Raw genomic sequence first — 19,716 nt, 5'->3', positions numbered from 1 at the left:
TGAAGTAATAATTTTTATTAATGAATAAAATACAATTGATTGAATGTCTTTTGGAACAACATGATGGAGTGATGTAATGTTATATCCGATTTTTATATTTTTATTAGCAGGAATATGTGAAATAGGTGGGGGATACCTTATTTGGCTGTGGCTTAGGGAAGGACAGTCATCACTGTTTGGTCTAATAGGTGGCGTGATTTTAATGTTATATGGCGTTATTGCAACATTTCAATCATATCCGACATTCGGTAGAGTCTATGCTGCATATGGTGGCGTGTTTATTATTATGAGTTTAATTTTCGCAATGATTGTTGATAAACAAATGCCAGATAAGTATGACATTATAGGTGCAATCATTTGTATTGTAGGTGTTTTAGTAATGTTGCTACCCAGCAGAGCTTAAACACGTGTGGTTAGAAGGGAGAAGTAAAAATGATAGTTGAAGTTGAACATCAAAGACATGGTGTAGATTTAATCAAAATTGATAATGATGAAACTAAAATTATTTTTACGAATTATGGAGCGAGAGTAGTATCTTGGAAATATCATGATAATAATATTGTTTTGGGGAATGTTGTTGAAGCAGATGAATTCTATCACAATAATCCATTTAAATTTGGTGCTTCAATTGGTAGATATAGCGGGAGAATTGACAATGCTAAATTCCAGTTGAATAGTAAAGAATATCATTTAGAGCAAAACAACGGCGTACATCATTTGCATGGTGGACGTCATGGTTTGGACAATAAGTTGTTTGATTATGAAATTAGAAATGAAATTGCTCAAATTAAAGTGATTTTTAAAACTGTGTTGAAATCAGCAGATGATCATTTCCCAGGTGATGTAAATGTAACGATTACACATATTTATGATGCCGATCATCAATGGTCTATTGAATATGAAGCAGTAGCTACAGAAGATACGTTATTTAGTCCAACAAATCATGTGTATTTTAATTTGAATAGAGATAATAATGTCGTTGATAATCATCGTATTTCTAGTAAGCAGTTGGATATGTATTTATTAGATAACAGAAACATTGTTACTGGTGAAGTTCTCGATTTACACGAGGTATTTGAACATAATAAAATCAAGTTAAGTGATATTTTTACGTCGCAACACCCACAACTAAGTGAACAGATGACAAATTTTGGTGGGTTAGATCATCCATTTACAGTTGGTGAACATAAGATGTTTGTTGAAAATCATGAATTTTCATTAGAAGTAGATACAGATATGCCACATGTTGTATTTTTTACTTTTAATCAACCTGATGAATGGGAAAGTTCATTTAATATTTATAAACCACACTCTGGCTTTACGTTGGAAACACAATTTTTACCAAATGATATTAATTTATATGGTGACACGGCCCCATCCATTTTAAAAGCTGGCGTAGTATTTAATTCGACAACTAGTTTCCGCATCCAAGAAAAAGTTGATAATGAATAAAAAGTGCTTGTTGGGTGTCTGATAGCTTCAATTGAAGTTTGAACTAGTCGTTTGCAACATAGTTATTTGAAGTCTAACGGCAGTGAAATTTTTAGGTGCGTTCATATAAATGGAATACTTTATATAGAAATAGGAATCAACGCAACGACATGGTGATATTTAAAATGGCAGCATTGCTAATGAACTATCATTTAATGTCGATGTTGATTCCTTTTTTTCATGTTTATTTGACTGTAAAACAATTTTATAACTAGTTATTTTAATGTTCTATCATACATTTTTTGAAGCTTTTCGCGGCGTGCAGGTGATAAATAAGGATTATTGAGCGCTTGTAAAAGTAGTGTTTCGTTTTGTCTGTCGTTATAGTATAAGTGATTCAGTTGTTTAATTGACATACGATGTTCAATTGGTGCCTCTTTAATTAAATGTAGTTGATCATTTGGTGCAACATAACCTTGCTTTAAGACACGAAAATAGAAGCCTGTTTTTCCAGAAGTAGACATGCGCTTCACTAAATCAGGGATATTATACTTTGCTTGTATTTTCCAACAAGGTTCTCGAATTTCGGAAACTTCGATGACTGCTTCTCCTAATTGGTATTGATTGCCGAAGAAAACATCAGCTTCGTCTAAATTTTCAAATGTTAAATTTTCTCCAAACATAGCATGTGTAGGTAATTCAATAATGTCATCAAGGTACATATTATAGTTATGCTTACTAAATCCACAAACAGCTTTATGAGGACCTCCATGGTCTTTATATGCTTGCTCATCACCTGCAAAACCTATTGTTGATAACCAAGTTCGTTCTTTAATTGCGGTTTTATCTAAAGCTGAGCGCATGGGTCTTTTAGTGCTATAGGGTAAATCTTGTATTTTCCCAGTCGATATTGCACGAATTGCTATCATGTCATTCTCCTTAGAGTAAAGTTTAAAATATATTGTACTATAAAATCTTTGTTTTTATACGAATGTTGATTGAATTGTTTTAAAAAATGTTAGAAATAAGGGTATGTTAATTTATACTGGTCATGTAAAATATTAATTGAATAGATTACAGAATTATGGGAGGCTACCCGCATGAAAGATGTCAAAGCACTTAAGTTGATGACGTTGGAAGATGTTTTAAGCCAAATCAATGGTGATATGGTACTTGGAATTGGTACAGGAAGTACGATGGAATTACTTTTGCCGAAAATAGCAGAACTAATTAAAAATCGAGGTTATAATATTACTGGTGTTTGTACTTCAAATAAAATTGCATTTTTAGCTAAAGAATTAGGTATTAAGATATGTGAAATTAATGATGTAGATCATATTGATTTAGCAATTGATGGCGCTGATGAAGTGGATCCGTCTTTAAATATTATTAAAGGTGGCGGTGGTGCTTTGTTTAGAGAAAAAGTTATCGATGAAATGGCGTCACGCTTTGTTGTTGTTGTTGATGAAACTAAAATAGTAAGATATTTAGGAGAAACTTTTAAGTTGCCAGTAGAAGTTGACAAATTTAATTGGTATCATATTTTGCGTAAAATTGAATCATATGCTGATATTAGAGTAGAACGTCGTGTAAATGAAGATGTCGCTTTTATAACAGATAATGGCAACTATATTTTAGACTGCCAACTTCCAGAAGGTATTGACCCATATCAATTCCATGAATATTTAATTCATCTGACTGGTGTATTTGAGACAGGTTATTTCTTAGATATGGCAGATCAAGTTATTGTAGGTACTCAAGATGGTGTAAAAATTTTAGAAAAATAATATATAAAAAGCGCTTGCTAGCATCTATTTTAGTGATGATTTAGCAAGCGCTTTGTTATTATTTGTTTGTGTCTGATGATTGTTCTTCAGTCTTTTCGATATGTTTTTCTGCATCGATTACAACTGATGAACGTCGATCATCTTTATAAGTTGAAGGTTCTTTCAATGATTGATTTTTATCATCATTTGCATTGTTTGTATCAACTTCAGTTTGGATATTTGGGTCTTGATCTGTAGATTCAGTTGCTTCTGGAACGATTACACTTTCCGCATCTTGAGTTGCTACAGATTGATTTTCTGACTGATCTACTTCTGATGTTGGATTATTCTCTTGATGCACATTTGCTTCTTCGTCTGATGTAGTTACATTATCGTGTTTAGCAATGCCAGCTGTTGTTGCAGTTACTGCACCCGCAGTTGCTGCTTTTTCTGCTTTGTGATCTTGAGTAGTAGCTTTGTCGTCTTTTGCGTCTTCTGATTCTGAGTCATCATTGACGTGGTCTAAATAATTATTAGGTTCAACTTCATCAAGACTTCGTTTCGTTGTTAAGTATGCAATGCCTCGGATAATTAAACTTAATCCAATATATGCTACCGCAACGATTGCTGTTGAAATTGCAATGACTTTGATTGAAAATAAATCGCCAATTTCTTCACTAAACAAGAAAACAAGTCCAAATGTCATAGAAGCATGGAATGTAGTTGCAATGTAAATTGTACGTCCTTTTGTAGCTCTTATTAATTCACCAAGTATCATTGAGAATGAAAACGTATATAGGAAATTATAGGCTGCAAATTCTGTACCATATGTTGTGTTTGCTGAGAAAACAGAATAAATTAAACCAACAACGATACTTGCAAAGAATGTGTTCATTTTCGTTTCAACAATATTTTGTAAGTATGAACGGAAACCAAATTCTACTACAAAGGCCATCAATATATGACCGATTAGTATATGTGTAATAGGCACCGATAAATCTGTTGACTGTAATAAGATAAAGCTATCAGCAAATGTATTAAAGCTATACATTCCAATAATCAAAATAATTAAAGGTAGAATTAAAGCTAATAAAATACGCTCAATAACTTTTAAACTTATTGTGAACTTTAAACCAGCAAGTTGAACTTTTTTATATTTGAAAACGAGTATACAAATGATTGCAGCAATCAAAGGTGCTAAATCAGTAACTTCAAATATAAAGTGTTTGACACCAATTCTAGACTGGAAATCTCTAAGCATAATGGATAGAGCCATTGTAATGACAAAGAAGACGAAAATCGTCATTGCCCATTGAAAACCAGAAATTTTATTGTTTTTCATTATATGTAACCTCCATTAGGTAACAAGCAAAATATCTTTTAGTAACAATTATACATATTACAAGCCAAGAGATAAATTGTCTATGTCAATATTAATGAAAATGTAATAGTCTTGACGTATTTTATTAATATTAATCGGGAAAGTATCCGTTAATGTGTGGAAAATAGGGGTAAAGATTATTTAGATAGGTAAATAAACATTTGAATTTGACTATGAATTGAATTCAAAATTTAAATTACGTTATACTTGAACTATTAAAATGCCACTTGAATAAGAGGGGGAAACGCTGTGTACAAGCTAGGTGAACCAAATTTATGGACTGGAAGATTAGATAGTGAATCAGACCCGAAAAAATTTAGACATTTTCAAACAGTAACGTTTCAAGATTTGTCAGTAGTGGAAAAAAAGACATCGCCATCTGGTGTAGGAATGTTAGGTTATGCCGTTGATGAAGGTGTTGCTTTGAATAAGGGGCGTATTGGTGCAAAAGAAGGACCGGATGCGATTAAACATGCATTTGCTGGATTGCCAGATTTGAATCAATGTGAAACTTTAGTCGATTATGGAAATGTTTATCATGATCACGACGCGCTCATTGATACACAAAAGGAATTTGCGACACTTGCAGCAAAATCAATTGTTAATCATAGGCAAACATTTTTATTAGGTGGTGGACATGATATTGCTTATGCACAATATTTAGCTACGCGTAAAGTTTATCCAACACAGTCAATCGGTGTGATTAATATTGATGCGCATTTTGATACTCGTGCTGAACAAGAATCAACATCTGGTACGAGTTTTAGACAAATTTTAGAAGAAGACGACAATACTGATTATTTAGTTCTTGGTATAGCTCAAGGTGGTAATACACAAAGTTTATTTGATTACGCTAAAGAGAAGAAGATTGATTATGTCTTTGCTGATGAATTATTAAATCATGTGTCGCCACCTATTAAAGATATGATTGAGCGTTTTGTGCATGAACATGACGTCATTATGTTTACAATTTGTATGGATGTCATTGATAGTGCATTTGCACCAGGGGTAAGTGCTCCGGCAGTGTTAGGTTTATACCCGCATACGGTCTTTGAATTGGCAAAACGAATTATTCCTAGTGAGAAGGTGAGTTCTATTAGTATTGCAGAAATGAATCCGACATATGATGCAGACAATAGAACTGCAAAGCTTGTTGCTAATTTAGTGCATCACTTTTTAAAATAATTAAAAATATTTATATGTGACGAAATTTGCATTGCAGTGCAGAATGTGAGGATTTCGTAATAGAAAGAAAATAATCATTATTATATTTGAAAAATTATAGCAGTAAGAAGACTCTTAAGTTGAAGTCATCTTACTGCTGATTTTTGTTGTTTGAAATAGCAAAAATAACAAACTGTATTGTTGAAAAGTTCTCTTATTATATAATAATTAATTAAAATTTTGACGGAATTCAAGAGGGCTTTTTATAATGACGACTTATTTGTAAAATGTCATATGTGGTTTAGCCTCTTTATAATAATTTAATCTGTTCTCAAGTGTGCCAGTATGTAATTCTAGCTTATGACCATCAGGGTCAGTAAAGTAAATTGATTGTCTATCTCTAATATCTCTAACTCTTCCTTCTAAAATATTCACGTTATTATCTTTTAACCTCTGATGCCAATAATTAAATTCGCTGTCATCTATAGTGAAAGCTATATGTGTATATGAAAAGTGAATTTCATTACGTGGTATATCTTTTTCTTCATTTAAAGCAATCCATAGGCCTGCAAGTTTAAAATAAGCAGTTTTTTTACCAGTCAATAGCAATTTCCCAAGTAAAACATCTTCATAAAAATGTATTGAATCGTTTAAATTTCTGACTGAAAAGCATATATGATTAATAGATTTTAACATCTGGTTCACTTCTTTCTTAGAATTTTTATAATAAATTATTTTTGTATCGATTTTAAAATGACGTCATTAATTTTTATATGATGATCTGCGCAACTGCATAAGAGGCTCTAATAACTTAAGTTAAAGAGCCTCTAAAAGGCCTCCTAAATATTCTTGGCACTGTTGAACGAAAGTATGGACTTGTTCGGAGTGTTTGCGCTTTTTATGGTAATTAATATATATTTTCCGTCCTAAATTAGGGCGGATTTTTTTGTATTCTAAATTAGAGGTGTTAAATGATTGGTAATAAAATCTTGGTATGATTGCGTAACCTAAGCCAAGATGAACAAATCCTACTGCTGATTCGAATCGATCTGTCTCTACAACGACATTTGGTCGAATATTTCTTCTGTTAAAATAATCATCTAAGTGTTTTCGTACTTGTGAATTTTTATTTGGCAAAATGAGTGGCAGGTCTTCAACATCAACCCAACTTTGATTATTGAATGTCTCTCTAGGTGCTAAAACAATATAAGACTCTTCATATAATGGAATTGATGTTATATCTTCATGGGTAACTTTTTCATTTGTTAAAGCCAAATGTATATCGAAGTTTAATAAACATTCAATAGATTGATATTTATCATGTATTTCATATAAGCGGTACTGTTGTTCTGGATAATCTGAGTGATGTTTGCGGATTAAATTAGCAATCCATTGATTGGTAGATTCTAGAGTTCCAATCTTAATTCTTGGTTCTGACGTAACGCTTAAATCGTACATTTTTTCCATTGTAGAACGATATTGTTGAACCAATTCGCTTGCATAGCGGTAAAATTGAATGCCTTTTTCAGTAATTTTGATATCTTTGGTTGACCGCGTAAATAAGTCATAACCTAAATCTGCTTCCATCTTTTTAATTGTTGCAGTTAAAGATGGTTGGCTAATATGTAAAAATTGAGCAGCTTTTGTAAAACTGTTGTATTTTACGATAGCTAAGAAGTATTCTAATTGAATAATTTTCATGTGATTATGCCCCTTTATTTATAGATTTAAGCTATGAATAATTAGTTTATTTATATTTGTTGGTTATATTTTAACATAATATAATGGATATTGAGGATAAATATGTAAGCGCTTTATTCTGATGAGCAAACTTCTAAAATGAACAGGAGCGAATTTTATGAGAAAAATTCAAGCAAAAAAAGGTTTGAGTATTGAATGTAAAGGTTGGGAACAAGAAGCAGTTCTTCGAATGTTATATAACAATTTAGATCCAGAAGTTGCTGAAAGACCTGAAGATTTAGTGGTTTATGGCGGCATTGGTAAAGCTGCACGTAACTGGGAATCATTTGAAGCAATTGAAAAAACGTTACGTGAACTAGAAGCTGATGAAACGATGTTAGTACAATCTGGGAAACCAGTTGCTGTATTTAAAACGCATGAAGAGGCACCGCGTGTGCTAATTTCAAACTCAGTATTAGTACCAGAATGGGCAAACTGGGATCACTTTAATGAATTAGATAAAAAGGGCTTAATCATGTATGGACAAATGACAGCTGGTAGTTGGATTTATATTGGTTCTCAAGGAATTGTGCAAGGTACTTATGAGACATTTGCAGAGTTAGGTAATCAACATTTTAATGGAGATTTAGCAGGTACAGTAACATTGACAGCTGGTTTAGGTGGTATGGGTGGTGCACAACCACTTGCAATTACAATGAATCATGGTGTTGCAATTTGTGTTGATGTTGATGAAACACGTGTTGATAAACGAATTGATACGAAGTACTGTGATGTTAAAACAGCAGATTTAGATGAAGCATTAAAATTAGCGCAAGAAGCGAAAGAACGTGGCGAAGGACTATCCATTGGATTGGTTGGCAATGCAGTAGATATTCATCAAGCGATTTTAGATAAAGGATTCAAAATTGATATTATTACAGACCAAACAAGTGCTCACGACCCATTAAATGGATATGTGCCACAAGGTTACTCTGTAGCAGAAGCGAAAGAATTACGTGAAAAAGACCCTAAAAAATACGTGGAACTTTCTCAAGCATCAATGGCAAAACATGTTGAATTAATGCTAGAATTCCAAAAACGAGGAGCTGTAGCATTTGATTATGGAAATAATATTCGTCAAGTGGCATACAATAATGGTGTAGAAAATGCTTTTGATTTCCCAGGATTTGTACCAGCTTACATTAGACCATTATTCTGTGAAGGTAAAGGGCCATTCCGATTTGCTGCGTTAAGTGGTGATCCAAAAGATATTGAACGTGCCGATGAAGAAATGCGTAAACTTTTCCCAGAAAATGAAAAACTATTAAGATGGTTAGATTTGGCTGAAGAAAAAATTGCATATCAAGGTCTACCATCTCGTATAGCTTGGTTAGGCTATGGTGAAAGAGCGAAAATGGGTTTAGCATTAAATAGACTTGTACGTGACGGTGAAATTTCAGCACCAATTGTTATTGGACGAGATCATTTGGATGCAGGGTCAGTTGCGAGTCCAAACCGTGAAACTGAAAGCATGAAAGATGGCAGTGATGCAGTTGGGGATTGGGCAGTATTGAATGCTTTAATCAACACAGCAGCAGGTGGTTCATGGATTTCATTCCATCATGGTGGTGGTGTTGGAATGGGTTATTCATTACATGCCGGTATGGTTGTTGTTGCTGATGGTACAGAACGTGCTGAAAGAAGGCTAGGACGTGTACTTACTACTGATCCAGGTATGGGTGTTGCTCGACATGTTGATGCAGGTTATGATATTGCGATTCAAACAGCTAAGGAAAAAGGTATTCATATTCCAATGATTGATGAAGCAGGTGATAAATAATGAATGATTTAATAATAAATCATATAGCAGAATTGGTTTTGCCAAAATCAACAGATAAACCATTGAAGGGTAAAGAATTAAATGATTTAAACGTTGTAAAAAATGGCACAGTTGTTATTAAAAATGGAAAGATTGTTTATGCGGGACCACATACAAATGACTATGATGCGACTGAAACGATTGATGCTAGTGGGAAGGTAGTGTCCCCAGCATTAGTAGATGCACATACACATTTAACATTTGGTGGTTCTAGAGAACATGAGATGTCATTAAAACGTCAAGGTAAGTCTTACTTGGAAATATTGGAAATGGGTGGCGGTATTTTATCAACAGTTAAAGCTACTAGAGAGACTTCTGAAGATGATTTATTTAAAAAAGCAGAGCATGACTTGCTAACTATGATTAAACACGGTGTGCTTGCAGTTGAAAGTAAGAGCGGTTATGGCTTAGATAAAGAAAATGAACTGAAACAATTGAAAGTTTCTAATCGCTTAGCAGAGAAATATAACTTAGATATGAAGCATACATTCTTAGGACCACATGCTGTACCAAAGGAAGCAGAGTCAAATGAAGCATTTTTAGAAGAGATGATTGACTTACTTCCAGAAGTAAAACAATATGCAGACTTTGCAGATATTTTTTGTGAAACAGGTGTGTTTACAATAGAGCAGTCAAAATACTATATGGACAAAGCGAAAGAAGCAGGCTTTAAAGTGAAAATCCATGCTGATGAAATTGATCCGTTAGGTGGATTAGAATTAGCTATTGATGAGCAAGCGATATCAGCTGATCACTTAGTAGCTTCGAGTGACATAGGTAAAGAAAAATTGCGGAACAGTGATACTGTAGCTGTCCTCTTACCTGCAACGACGTTCTATTTAGGTAAAGAAGATTACGCAGATGCAAGAGGCATGCTTGACAATAATGGTGCCATCGCACTAGCTACTGATTATAATCCAGGCAGCAGTGTAACGAATAACTTGCAACTTGTTATGGCCATTGCAGCATTAAAATTAAAGCTTTCACCTAGTGAAGTATGGAATGCTGTAACAGTCAATGCTGCTAAAGCAATAGACCTTGACGCGGGTACTATCAATAAAGGTGATAAGGCTAATTTAGTTATTTGGGATGCGCCAAACCATGAATATATTCCGTATCATTTTGGTATTAATCACGCTGAAAAAGTAATCAAAGACGGTAAAGTTATTGTAGATAACACGTTATCTTTTAAATCATAAATAAATATAAAGCTCTAAGCATTGATAAGATTTGATGTTTAGAGCTTTTTTGTGTTGTTTTTATAGTGATGCAAATTTAGAAATTGTAAGAATAATTTGACAATAATGATACGATGATAATAATAGTTGCATATTATAGGGAATTTTAAGTAAATAAAACTATCGCTTAATAATCAAACAAATGAAGACTATGATAAACATATATTTTTAATCATTAAGGGAGTGAATTGATGATGGGAGCTAATAATCGTGTTATTGAATGGCGAAGATACTTTCACCAACATCCAGAATTGTCGGAACAGGAGTTTAATACAACTCAAAAAATTAAGGATATTTTAACTGAACATCATATTACGGTGTTAGATTTACCGCTTAAAACTGGGCTTGTTGCTGAAATTGGTCAAGGTTCAAGTTGTGTAGCTATAAGAGCCGATATTGATGCACTGCCTATTCAAGAGCTGGTAAATCAAGACTTTAAATCTGAAAATGAAGGCGTTATGCATGCATGTGGTCATGACATTCATATGGCTAGTGTACTAGCGGCTGCTATTAAATTAAAAGACATTGAGGATGCACTTAATGGACGTGTTAAATTTATTTTTCAACCAGCTGAGGAATTAGGTTATGGTGCATTTAAAATTATTGAGACGCACGTATTAGATGATGTGCAAGCAGTCTTAGGATTTCATAATAATCCTTCACACCCTACAGATACATTTGCAATCAAAACTGGTGCGATTACATCAGCAGTTGATCGTTTTGAGTTTCATATTAAAGGTATTGGAGGTCATGCTGCTAAACCAGAACAATGTAATGATCCTGTTATTGTACTGGCCCAACTGATTAATAGTATTCAATCCATAGTTAGCAGAAATCTATCTGCATTTGATGAAGCAGTGGTAACAATCGGACAAGTATCTTGTGGTAATACTTGGAATGTTATTGCAGATCATGCATACGTACAAGGTACGGTACGTAGTTTTGATCCTGAGGTGCGTGAACTTATAGAACAACGATTACATGATATTGCGGATGGTCTAGGTAAAGCGTACAATATGACAATTAATTTAAATTATACAAAACTACCAGGTGCTGTTATTAATGATGAAACTTTAACACATAAAGCTATAGAAGTAGCGCAGCAGGTTGGATATAAAGTGGAAATGATGAATCAACCGTTGACAATCGGTGAAGATTTTTCAGGATATAGTAAATATTATCCAAGCGTCTTTGCTTTGATAGGTTCGAATAGTGAATACGATTTGCATCATCCTAAATATGACCCTGATGAAGTAATTTTAGAAAAAGTACCAGAATACTTCGTTGAATTTGTAAAAAGATTATTGTAACAGTAACTGTGATTCATTTGTGAAGGAGAAAGTGATTTTTAGTGAAAATGATGATTAACTTCTAGGCAAGGTTGGGTAATTAATAACTATTAACCAAATGAGGAGATGTTAAAAGATGGCAGCTCAAGATCCTAGAACAAAATTTAAAACAACAGATTACGAAAAGCAGGAACAAGAAGTACCGGGTTTACAATCTGAAATGACGCCAGCACCTGATTGTGGAGAAACATCATATCAAGGTCATCAACGTTTACAAGGTTATAAAATGTTAGTCACAGGTGGCGACTCAGCAATTGGACGGGCAGTAGCGATAGCTTATGCCAAAGAAGGTGCTGATGTAGCTATTAGTTATCTTCCGAGTGAAGAACAAGATGCGCAAGAAGTACGTCAAGTGATTGAAGAAAGTGGACAAAAAGCTGTGTTAATTCCTGGAGATTTAAGGGATGAACAATTTAATTATGAACTAGTAGAACAAGCATATAGAGAATTAGGTGGTTTAGATAATGTGACACTAGTCGCTGGACATCAGCAATACCATGATGATATTCAAGGTTTTACAACAGATGCATTTTCTGAAACATTTGAAACGAATGTCTATCCGGTATTTTGGACGATTCAAAAAGCACTAGAGTACTTAAAACCAGGTGCATCGATTACTACGACGTCATCTGTACAAGGTTATAATCCAAGTCCTATACTTCATGATTATGCCGCTTCAAAAGCAGCTATTATTTCATTAACGAAAAGCTTTTCAGAAGAACTTGGACCTAAAGGTATTAGAGTGAATTGTGTGGCGCCAGGGCCATTTTGGTCACCGTTACAAATTTCAGGGGGTCAGCCTCAAAGTAAAATACCTACATTTGGACAAAAAACACCACTAGGTCGTGCAGGTCAACCTGTCGAATTATCTGGTACGTATGTATTGTTAGCCTCAGAAGAATCAAGTTACACTACTGGTCAAGTGTTTGGTGTGACTGGTGGTGTGCAAATAGATTAGGTTTGTAATTGTAAAGGTATCATAGATAATGAAAACAGATGCAATTAATAATTGTAATTTTAAGTCGGTAAAGATATGGGTCTTTATCGACTTTTTTGATGTCCTATATATAGTATAGATTGTAATTTGAAAGTTAATGCTCGCTATAGGCTCTGCAGTAGAACTTGGAATTCAAAGGTGTTGATTGCAGTGTATAAAAGATTATAGGAAAAATGAAAGACTAAAACGAACAAAAAATGATAAGTTTTATATTAAATGTCAAAGTAGTAATATGTTACGATAATGTAAACGATATAGAGATACTATACTTAGATATGATGCTCACTTTAAATTTGATGAATCGAAAGTAAAGGGGTTGTTATTATGGTTTTAATAATATCTAGAGTTATATTATTTATGATTATAGCATTAGCCTTAGGAGTAATTACTGCTTTTCCTGAACAAAAATTACCATTATATATAGTATTCACATTATTTGTAGCAGTTGCGATTATTATGAATGTATGGTTTACCCATCAAAATATTAAAAAGAATATAATTAAGTTTAACAAATACGTCGCATACTTATTAGCCTTTGTCTCGGGATTACTATATGTTGGATTTGTAATTTATCCATTAACTATAGGGGGCTATGATGTTTTACCAACTATTATATTTGCAATAAGTATCGTATCGATTCAAATACTAGAAAGTGTATTGGGGATTAGTTTAAGAAATACGCATTTATTAAACAAACAGTTGAAAGTCATCTCCAAGCAACGTGTTCAGCAATTTAAAATTATATCGATAACATTAGTAAGTTTATCTATCATGCTTATTTTAATTGCATTAATGCTCAAATGGTGGCTCTTACTTGTGATTTGCATTATTATTTTAATTATTATTACAATCGGAATGATTGTATATGAAAAATTTTATACGACTTCTAATTAATTTATGATTGACGTACTAAGGATTATCTTGTAACGTAAACGTAAATAAGAATCACTTATCTAGAGAGGTGGAGGGACTGGCCCTATGAAGCCTCGGCAACATTTCGAATGTGCCAATTCCAGTAACCGTAAAGGTTTGAAGATAAGCAGGTAAAGTACATGAAAACCTCTTTCTTCATTTTGTGAGAAAGAGGTATTTTTAATTGGAAAGCAGGTAAAAAGGATGGAAGAACATAAAAAGAGCAATGCTTGGGCATTATTCCCCTTGTTATTATTTGTGGCGTTGTTTTTAGGCGTAGGTATTATCACTGGTGATTTTACTTCTATGCCTTTAAATGTTGCGATTACGATTACGGTTATCGTGGCATTATTAATGAATAGAAAAGAATCATTTGCTAAAAAAGTTGAAGTATTTACAAAAGGTGCGGGTCATTCAAATATTATTTTGATGATGTTAATTTTTATTTTAGCAGGTGCATTTTCAAATACAGCTGAAAAAATGGGCGGTGTAAAGTCGACTGTTAATTTAGGGCTATCACTCATCCCTGAAAATTTAATTATTGTAGGATTGTTTGTTATATGTATGTTTGTGTCGATATCTATGGGAACGTCAGTAGGTACAGTTGCTGCAATAGCACCTGTTGGTTATGGATTTGCACAAGCGACAGATGTACCAACTGCTTTGGCAATGGCAACTGTTGTTGGAGGTGCGATGTTCGGTGATAACCTATCAATGATTTCAGATACAACAATTGCTGCTGTGAGAACACAACATACAAAAATGAAAGATAAATTCAGAGTCAATTTTAAAATTGTATTGCCTGGAGCCATTTTAACAATTGTCATCTTGTATTTCTTAACAAATGGTATTTCTTTAAATCATGCCAAAAATTATGATTATGATTTAATTAAAGTTGTCCCTTACGTATTAGTATTAGTGCTAGCATTATTAGGTGTCAATGTGATTATTGTACTAATTGGTGGCACATTATTAGCTGGTATCATAGGCTTAATGGATGGTTCATTTGGATGGATGGGACTTTTAGATGCTATTTCAAAAGGGATCATAAGTATGGAAGACATTGCGATGATTGCGCTATTAATTGGTGGATTAGTTGGTATCATTCAACACAATGGTGGTATTCAATGGTTATTACAATTTGTTCGTTCAAAAGTAAAATCAAAACGTGGTGCTGAACTTGGTATTGCTAGTTTAGTAAGTGTAGCCGATATCGCTACCGCAAATAATACCATTTCAATTATCATGTCAGGACCATTAGCTAAAAATATTGCTGATGAATATGAAGTAGATCCAAGAAAATCTGCAAGTATTTTAGATATTTTTGGTGGCTGTTTCCAAGGGCTCTTGCCATATAGTCCACAAGTTATTTCTGCAGCAGGCGTTGCTGGAATCTCACCATTGATGTTGTTCCCTTATAGTATTTATCCAATTTTATTAGGCGTATGTGGTCTTGTAGCGATTATATTTAATTTTCCAAAATTAAAAAAGAATACTAGTCATGAAGTGAAACATTAATGCCTGACAACATATCGATGTAGCCAAGTAAGGTGGCTTGTTATACTAACAGATAAGGTTGTACTCACTGTATAATGCCAATCTTTTAAAATTGAAAATCATCTATGTTTGGAACTGAGCTAAAATGCGTTAAAATAAAAGTAAGAGCGAAAGTGGGTGGACAACAGTGGCAAAATTTAATGTAGAAAATGAACATGTCGAAGTCGAAATTGAAAAACTTTATAAATTTTCACCGGAATTAGTATACGAAGCTTGGACAAAGACAGATTTGTTAAAGCAATGGTTTATGACATCAGCAAGAACTAATAAAGAAATAGAAGCGGATGTTAAAGAGGGTGGAAAATATCGTATTGTTGATCAACAACGAAACGGTAAAGTGAATGTGATTGAAGGTATTTATGAATCGTTAGTAATGGATGAATATATAAAAATGACTATAGGTATGCCTGGGTTAAGTGAAGAGCAAGATATCATTGAAGTAGAGTTTTTCGAACGTGAAACAGGTGGTACGCAAATGTTGTTTTATTACCGTTCATTAGTTGAAAAAGAAAGACGATTTACTAATTTAGAGTATAAACAAAAGAAAAAAGAATATCATGATGCCATGGTGCATGGCTTCGAATTAATGTTCGATAAAATGTATCATGTAATTGAAACATCAACACAACAATAATATGACAAAAGGAAGTTATGATAGGCTCACAGCCATTAAATCATAACTTCCTTTTTTCTAATTTGAAATATCACCATGTTGCAAATATTCATTATATTTTCTAACAAGTGTTTCAAAGAATATGTGATAACTAATGAAACTAGAGTAATCAGTGCCATCAGTCAGATAGAATGTGTTGCTAGAAACATAAACATTGTAATTTGCTTTTTGAGCAAGCGTATTATCTTTCATTGTTGTAACTGAAATAAAGTATTTTTGTCTGAGTTGTAGTAAGTTTGTTACTTCTAACAATTCATGTGTTTCACCTGATAATGAAATTATAAAGAATAAATCATTCACGTCACTTTTATTCAAAATCATTTTAAGTTCGTGTTGATCATGCAGTACGATGACATGATTATGTAATGTTAATAAAATGCGTTGTGCTTCTGAAGCTACATTTAACTGTGCACGCCCAGTACCGAATAAATATATCGTTGATGCGAAACGCATTTTTTGAGCGATACATTGGTAATCGACACGTTCTAAATAGTTGAATGTACTATCAATTTCTTGCTTAAAACTATCAATAGAATTTGATGGAAGTTGATGTGTTTTGTTACTTTCGAATTTTAAGTAAGATTTAAAATCGCTATAACCATCAAATCCTAATTTACGAGTGAACCTGTGAATTGTAGCATTAGAGGCATGCGTGTATTGAGCTAGATCATGAATTTTCATATTTTTACATTCGTCAATATGTGTATTAATATAATGCGCAATTTGTAGATCATTATCATTAAGTTTGTCAAAGTTTCTATTAATGTGTTCATCTAAAAACATATGCAACCTCCTTAAAATTAATTGTAGGGTATATCAGTTTTACAGTGAATTTAAGATGATAATATTAAAAAATTGGAAAACAACTAAGCGGTTTGATGCGTATTGAAAGGACGAGTTCAACAATGATACTCAATTTAAAACTATAATGCGACGATATGTATAAGATTGTTTTATAAAAACATAAACAACTAGTATGTTTGTACTTATAACAGTCCTGATAACTAAACAACTAAGTATATGAGGTAAGTACAAGTGCTGTTCAACTAAGCGTAATAACCGGTCGTGAAAAAATTTTCACTATATGAAAAGATAATCTGATTATACAAAATACTTTCAAAATACGTCAATGTCGTTGTAGGTTTGTAAGCGTTTACTATATATTATATTTAAATAGTAAGTCATCTATTTATAAAAATATCTAAATAGATGCCATGTAAGGAAAGACGATTTGGAGGGAAAAGAAGATGAATGCGATAAAGCGTTTCGGTAGTGCAATGATTGTACCGGTATTAATGTTTGCTTTTTTTGGGATAGTACTTGGCTTTGCGACATTATTTAAAAATCCGACAATCATGGGGAGTTTAGCAGATCAGCATACGTTTTGGTTTAAATTTTGGTCAGTAATAGAATCTGGTGGTTGGGTTATTTTCACGCATATGGAAGTTGTATTTGTAGTAGGATTACCTCTTTCATTAGCTAAAAAAGCACCTGGTCATGCAGCACTTGCAGCATTGATGGGATACTTAATGTTTAATACATTTATTAACGCTATTTTAACGCAATGGCCACATACGTTTGGCGCAAATTTGGAAAAAGGTGTTGAAAATGTACCCGGATTAAAATCGATAGCAGGTATTGCTACTTTAGATACAAATATTCTTGGCGGTATTATTATTTCGGCAATTGTGACATGGATTCATAATAGATATTATAGTAAACGTCTTCCTGAAATGGTCGGCGTGTTCCAAGGCTTAACATTCGTTGTAACAATTTCATTCTTTGTTATGTTACCATTAGCAGCGATTACATGTGTTATTTGGCCAACAGTTCAACATGGTATTGGTTCAATGCAACACTTTATTATAGCTTCTGGATATATTGGTGTTTGGTTGTATCACTTCTTGGAACGTGTATTAATACCAACAGGGTTACATCACTTTATTTACGCACCAATTGAAGTTGGTCCAGTAGTAGTTAACCATGGTTTAAAAGCAGAGTGGTTACAACATTTAAATGAGTTTGCTAAGAGCAGCAAACCTTTAAAAGAACAATTTCCTTATGGATTTATGTTACAAGGTAATGGGAAAGTATTTGGTTGTTTAGGTATTGCTTTAGCAATGTATGCAACAACACCGAAAGAAAATCGCAAAAAAGTAGCGGCTTTACTTATTCCAGCTACATTAACAGCAGTCGTTGTTGGCATTACAGAACCGTTAGAATTTACATTTTTATTCATCGCACCATACCTATTTGTGTTACACGCAGTTTTAGCGGCATCTATGGATACATTAATGTATGCCTTTGGTGTTGTAGGTAATATGGGCGGTGGCTTATTAGACTTTATTTCAACAAACTGGTTACCATTAGGTAAAGAACATTGGGGTACTTATGTTGCTCAAGTTATTATTGGCTTAATCTTTGTAGCAATTTATTTCTTCTTATTCAGATTCCTAATTTTGAAATTTGATATTCCTTTACCTGGGCGTAAGAAAACGGAAGAAGAAGTTAAGTTATTCTCTAAACAAGATTATAAAAATAAAAAAGGTGAAGATTCAGCATCAAAACCTAAGTCTACAGGTAATGAATATGAAGATAAAGCTGTATATTATTTAGAAGGATTAGGTGGCAAAGAAAACATTAAAGATGTTACGAATTGTACAACTAGATTACGTCTAACGGTCTATGATGAGAATAAAGTAGCAGATACAGATTACTTTACACATCAACAAATGGCACACGGATTAGTGAAAAGTGGTAAGAGTATCCAAGTTGTTGTAGGTATGACTGTACCACAAGTACGTGAGGCATTTGAACAATTGGTTGAAGAACAATCATCAGACGAAAAATAATTCAAAAAAGACACATCGATATACGATAGCATTATAAATGATTATCGTATTGATGTGTCTTTTATTATGAAATGCGAACTTTACTTAATGATGAAGATCTGTAGTTTGCAGAGAGAATATCAATATTTCTAGTTGCAATCGTATGCAATATTTTGGCAAATATTTCTGGTGTACATATGATATGCGCATGTGATTTATTTAATGTATATGTAATATCTGTATGGTTTTGGAACATATTCATAATATCTATCACTTTATCTTTGATAAATGCATCTTGTAATCCATCGATACTAATATCGAAGCGTTTCGCAGATTGATATAAGTTGTCTGAATCAAGTAGTTCATTAATTTTCTTCGGTAATAACACTTGGTAAATACTATACTGATGAAAACTTAAAAATGAAATAAAATATGGTAACTGTTGTTTGGGTAAGCTGATTTCTAGTACAAATTGATTGAATTTCTTGTTTATAGAATATTGCAAGGCATCGCAAAATTGTACACTTTTGCATAATTTATTTAATTTTTTTCTAGTGGCGCGGTCATTCAAACCAGCGATGTTGATGATGTATGTTTCGAATTTATCAATTAACATGTGAGGACCTCCCGAGGAATACATAACTTTAAATACACTTTAAGTGTGTATAAAGGTGACTTAATTTTGTTCAAGTTGATTTTACCACGCTTTTTTTCTTTATTCACTAAGACTTTTGAATGAAGTTTAAATAATTTTTAAAACGTATCATAAAGTAAGTGTGGATTAGTTAAAATACTTATTTATCTCAATTTTCTGAAAAGTTATTGTAACGTTAAGCGTCTTATGGTAATATTTTTCAA

18 protein-coding genes and 1 riboswitch are annotated in these 19,716 nt (G+C 33.1%); of the genes, 12 read left to right on the top strand and 6 right to left on the bottom strand.

Annotated elements, in window-relative coordinates:
- Positions 1–76 precede the first annotated feature (76 nt).
- Positions 77–403 (top strand): YnfA family protein, encoded by a 327-nt coding sequence (locus SAMSHR1132_RS11505; RefSeq protein WP_000966699.1) that lies wholly within the window; start codon positions 77–79, stop codon positions 401–403.
- A 29-nt stretch (positions 404–432) separates the two neighbouring features.
- Positions 433–1,452, top strand: a complete 1,020-nt coding sequence (locus SAMSHR1132_RS11500) for an aldose epimerase family protein (RefSeq protein ID WP_000634674.1) — start codon at positions 433–435, stop codon at positions 1,450–1,452.
- Positions 1,453–1,706: 254 nt separating this feature from the next.
- Here SAMSHR1132_RS11500 and SAMSHR1132_RS11495 read toward each other — a convergent pair whose 3' ends face one another.
- Positions 1,707–2,360, bottom strand: a complete 654-nt coding sequence (locus tag SAMSHR1132_RS11495) for an MOSC domain-containing protein (protein ID WP_000560516.1) — start codon at positions 2,358–2,360, stop codon at positions 1,707–1,709.
- 171 nt (positions 2,361–2,531) lie between these two features.
- Here SAMSHR1132_RS11495 and SAMSHR1132_RS11490 point away from each other — a divergent pair, with 171 nt between their 5' ends.
- Positions 2,532–3,218 carry a ribose 5-phosphate isomerase A gene (locus tag SAMSHR1132_RS11490; protein WP_000655860.1) on the top strand — a complete coding sequence of 229 codons (687 nt, stop codon included), beginning with the start codon at positions 2,532–2,534 and terminating at the stop codon, positions 3,216–3,218.
- A 58-nt stretch (positions 3,219–3,276) separates the two neighbouring features.
- Here the strand turns inward: SAMSHR1132_RS11490 and SAMSHR1132_RS11485 are convergent, their stop codons facing one another.
- Positions 3,277–4,539 (bottom strand): CPBP family intramembrane glutamic endopeptidase, encoded by a 1,263-nt coding sequence (locus tag SAMSHR1132_RS11485; protein ID WP_000794459.1) that lies wholly within the window; start codon positions 4,537–4,539, stop codon positions 3,277–3,279.
- 288 nt (positions 4,540–4,827) lie between these two features.
- Here SAMSHR1132_RS11485 and hutG point away from each other — a divergent pair, with 288 nt between their 5' ends.
- Complete coding sequence (gene hutG / locus SAMSHR1132_RS11480; RefSeq protein WP_000277253.1) at positions 4,828–5,763, top strand: formimidoylglutamase; 936 nt, start codon at positions 4,828–4,830, stop codon at positions 5,761–5,763.
- A 255-nt stretch (positions 5,764–6,018) separates the two neighbouring features.
- Here hutG and fosB read toward each other — a convergent pair whose 3' ends face one another.
- The gene (gene fosB / locus SAMSHR1132_RS11475; RefSeq protein WP_000920234.1) at positions 6,019–6,438 is read right to left on the bottom strand and encodes a FosB/FosD family fosfomycin resistance bacillithiol transferase; all 420 of its coding nucleotides are present in this window, start codon (positions 6,436–6,438) and stop codon (positions 6,019–6,021) included.
- Between the two features lie 120 nt (positions 6,439–6,558).
- Complete coding sequence (locus tag SAMSHR1132_RS11470) at positions 6,559–7,443, bottom strand: LysR family transcriptional regulator (RefSeq protein ID WP_000691848.1); 885 nt, start codon at positions 7,441–7,443, stop codon at positions 6,559–6,561.
- A 157-nt stretch (positions 7,444–7,600) separates the two neighbouring features.
- On the opposite strand from SAMSHR1132_RS11470, the gene hutU reads away from it, so the two are divergent.
- The 7 genes from hutU to SAMSHR1132_RS11435 all read left to right on the top strand — a co-directional run bounded on the left by hutU (position 7,601) and on the right by SAMSHR1132_RS11435 (position 15,988).
- The gene (gene hutU / locus SAMSHR1132_RS11465; RefSeq protein WP_001226831.1) at positions 7,601–9,262 is read left to right on the top strand and encodes a urocanate hydratase; all 1,662 of its coding nucleotides are present in this window, start codon (positions 7,601–7,603) and stop codon (positions 9,260–9,262) included.
- Positions 9,262–10,500: an imidazolonepropionase gene (gene hutI / locus SAMSHR1132_RS11460; protein ID WP_000998773.1), complete on the top strand. Its 1,239-nt coding sequence runs from the start codon at positions 9,262–9,264 to the stop codon at positions 10,498–10,500. The genes hutU and hutI overlap by 1 nt, the downstream gene beginning before the upstream one ends.
- A gap of 233 nt (positions 10,501–10,733) precedes the next feature.
- On the top strand, positions 10,734–11,849 hold the full coding sequence (locus tag SAMSHR1132_RS11455) for an amidohydrolase (protein ID WP_000501179.1): 1,116 nt from the start codon (positions 10,734–10,736) through the stop codon (positions 11,847–11,849).
- 115 nt (positions 11,850–11,964) lie between these two features.
- Positions 11,965–12,846: an SDR family oxidoreductase gene (locus tag SAMSHR1132_RS11450; RefSeq protein ID WP_000730051.1), complete on the top strand. Its 882-nt coding sequence runs from the start codon at positions 11,965–11,967 to the stop codon at positions 12,844–12,846.
- 363 nt (positions 12,847–13,209) lie between these two features.
- Positions 13,210–13,779 carry a hypothetical protein gene (locus SAMSHR1132_RS11445; RefSeq protein ID WP_000242964.1) on the top strand — a complete coding sequence of 190 codons (570 nt, stop codon included), beginning with the start codon at positions 13,210–13,212 and terminating at the stop codon, positions 13,777–13,779.
- A 52-nt stretch (positions 13,780–13,831) separates the two neighbouring features.
- Positions 13,832–13,927: riboswitch (SAM riboswitch) on the top strand.
- Between the two features lie 74 nt (positions 13,928–14,001).
- Positions 14,002–15,315 (top strand): Na+/H+ antiporter NhaC family protein, encoded by a 1,314-nt coding sequence (locus SAMSHR1132_RS11440; RefSeq protein ID WP_000390980.1) that lies wholly within the window; start codon positions 14,002–14,004, stop codon positions 15,313–15,315.
- Between the two features lie 166 nt (positions 15,316–15,481).
- Positions 15,482–15,988 carry an SRPBCC family protein gene (locus tag SAMSHR1132_RS11435; RefSeq protein ID WP_001051560.1) on the top strand — a complete coding sequence of 169 codons (507 nt, stop codon included), beginning with the start codon at positions 15,482–15,484 and terminating at the stop codon, positions 15,986–15,988.
- Positions 15,989–16,045: 57 nt separating this feature from the next.
- Here the strand turns inward: SAMSHR1132_RS11435 and SAMSHR1132_RS11430 are convergent, their stop codons facing one another.
- Complete coding sequence (locus SAMSHR1132_RS11430) at positions 16,046–16,810, bottom strand: MurR/RpiR family transcriptional regulator (RefSeq protein WP_000477998.1); 765 nt, start codon at positions 16,808–16,810, stop codon at positions 16,046–16,048.
- A gap of 464 nt (positions 16,811–17,274) precedes the next feature.
- On the opposite strand from SAMSHR1132_RS11430, the gene SAMSHR1132_RS11425 reads away from it, so the two are divergent.
- A complete protein-coding gene (locus SAMSHR1132_RS11425) occupies positions 17,275–18,879 on the top strand; it encodes an alpha-glucoside-specific PTS transporter subunit IIBC (protein ID WP_000991508.1) in 1,605 nt (534 codons plus the stop codon).
- Positions 18,880–18,943: 64 nt separating this feature from the next.
- Here the strand turns inward: SAMSHR1132_RS11425 and SAMSHR1132_RS11420 are convergent, their stop codons facing one another.
- Positions 18,944–19,474 (bottom strand): hypothetical protein, encoded by a 531-nt coding sequence (locus SAMSHR1132_RS11420; protein ID WP_000904060.1) that lies wholly within the window; start codon positions 19,472–19,474, stop codon positions 18,944–18,946.
- Between the last annotated feature and the right edge of the window lie 242 nt (positions 19,475–19,716).

Origin of the sequence: Staphylococcus argenteus, assembly GCF_000236925.1 — a bacterium.
Taxonomy (GTDB): Bacteria; Bacillota; Bacilli; order Staphylococcales; family Staphylococcaceae; genus Staphylococcus; species Staphylococcus argenteus.
Note: the sequence above shows the minus strand (reverse complement) of the source record. Positions and strands in the feature narration are given on the sequence as shown.

Bases quoted from the DNA above. Each gene is read 5' to 3' on its own strand.
- SAMSHR1132_RS11500 (WP_000634674.1), top strand. From the start codon at position 433: ATGATAGTTGAAGTTGAACATCAAAGACATGGTGTAGATTTAATCAAA.
- SAMSHR1132_RS11470 (WP_000691848.1), bottom strand. From the start codon at position 7,443: ATGAAAATTATTCAATTAGAATACTTCTTAGCTATCGTAAAATACAAC.
- SAMSHR1132_RS11445 (WP_000242964.1), top strand. From the start codon at position 13,210: ATGGTTTTAATAATATCTAGAGTTATATTATTTATGATTATAGCATTA.
- SAMSHR1132_RS11450 (WP_000730051.1), top strand. From the start codon at position 11,965: ATGGCAGCTCAAGATCCTAGAACAAAATTTAAAACAACAGATTACGAA.
- SAMSHR1132_RS11425 (WP_000991508.1), top strand. From the start codon at position 17,275: ATGAATGCGATAAAGCGTTTCGGTAGTGCAATGATTGTACCGGTATTA.
- SAMSHR1132_RS11505 (WP_000966699.1), top strand. From the start codon at position 77: ATGTTATATCCGATTTTTATATTTTTATTAGCAGGAATATGTGAAATA.
- SAMSHR1132_RS11485 (WP_000794459.1), bottom strand. From the start codon at position 4,539: ATGAAAAACAATAAAATTTCTGGTTTTCAATGGGCAATGACGATTTTC.
- SAMSHR1132_RS11420 (WP_000904060.1), bottom strand. From the start codon at position 19,474: ATGTTAATTGATAAATTCGAAACATACATCATCAACATCGCTGGTTTG.
- hutI (WP_000998773.1), top strand. From the start codon at position 9,262: ATGAATGATTTAATAATAAATCATATAGCAGAATTGGTTTTGCCAAAA.
- SAMSHR1132_RS11455 (WP_000501179.1), top strand. From the start codon at position 10,734: ATGGGAGCTAATAATCGTGTTATTGAATGGCGAAGATACTTTCACCAA.
- SAMSHR1132_RS11495 (WP_000560516.1), bottom strand. From the start codon at position 2,360: ATGATAGCAATTCGTGCAATATCGACTGGGAAAATACAAGATTTACCC.
- SAMSHR1132_RS11490 (WP_000655860.1), top strand. From the start codon at position 2,532: ATGAAAGATGTCAAAGCACTTAAGTTGATGACGTTGGAAGATGTTTTA.
- SAMSHR1132_RS11440 (WP_000390980.1), top strand. From the start codon at position 14,002: ATGGAAGAACATAAAAAGAGCAATGCTTGGGCATTATTCCCCTTGTTA.
- SAMSHR1132_RS11430 (WP_000477998.1), bottom strand. From the start codon at position 16,810: ATGTTTTTAGATGAACACATTAATAGAAACTTTGACAAACTTAATGAT.
- hutU (WP_001226831.1), top strand. From the start codon at position 7,601: ATGAGAAAAATTCAAGCAAAAAAAGGTTTGAGTATTGAATGTAAAGGT.
- fosB (WP_000920234.1), bottom strand. From the start codon at position 6,438: ATGTTAAAATCTATTAATCATATATGCTTTTCAGTCAGAAATTTAAAC.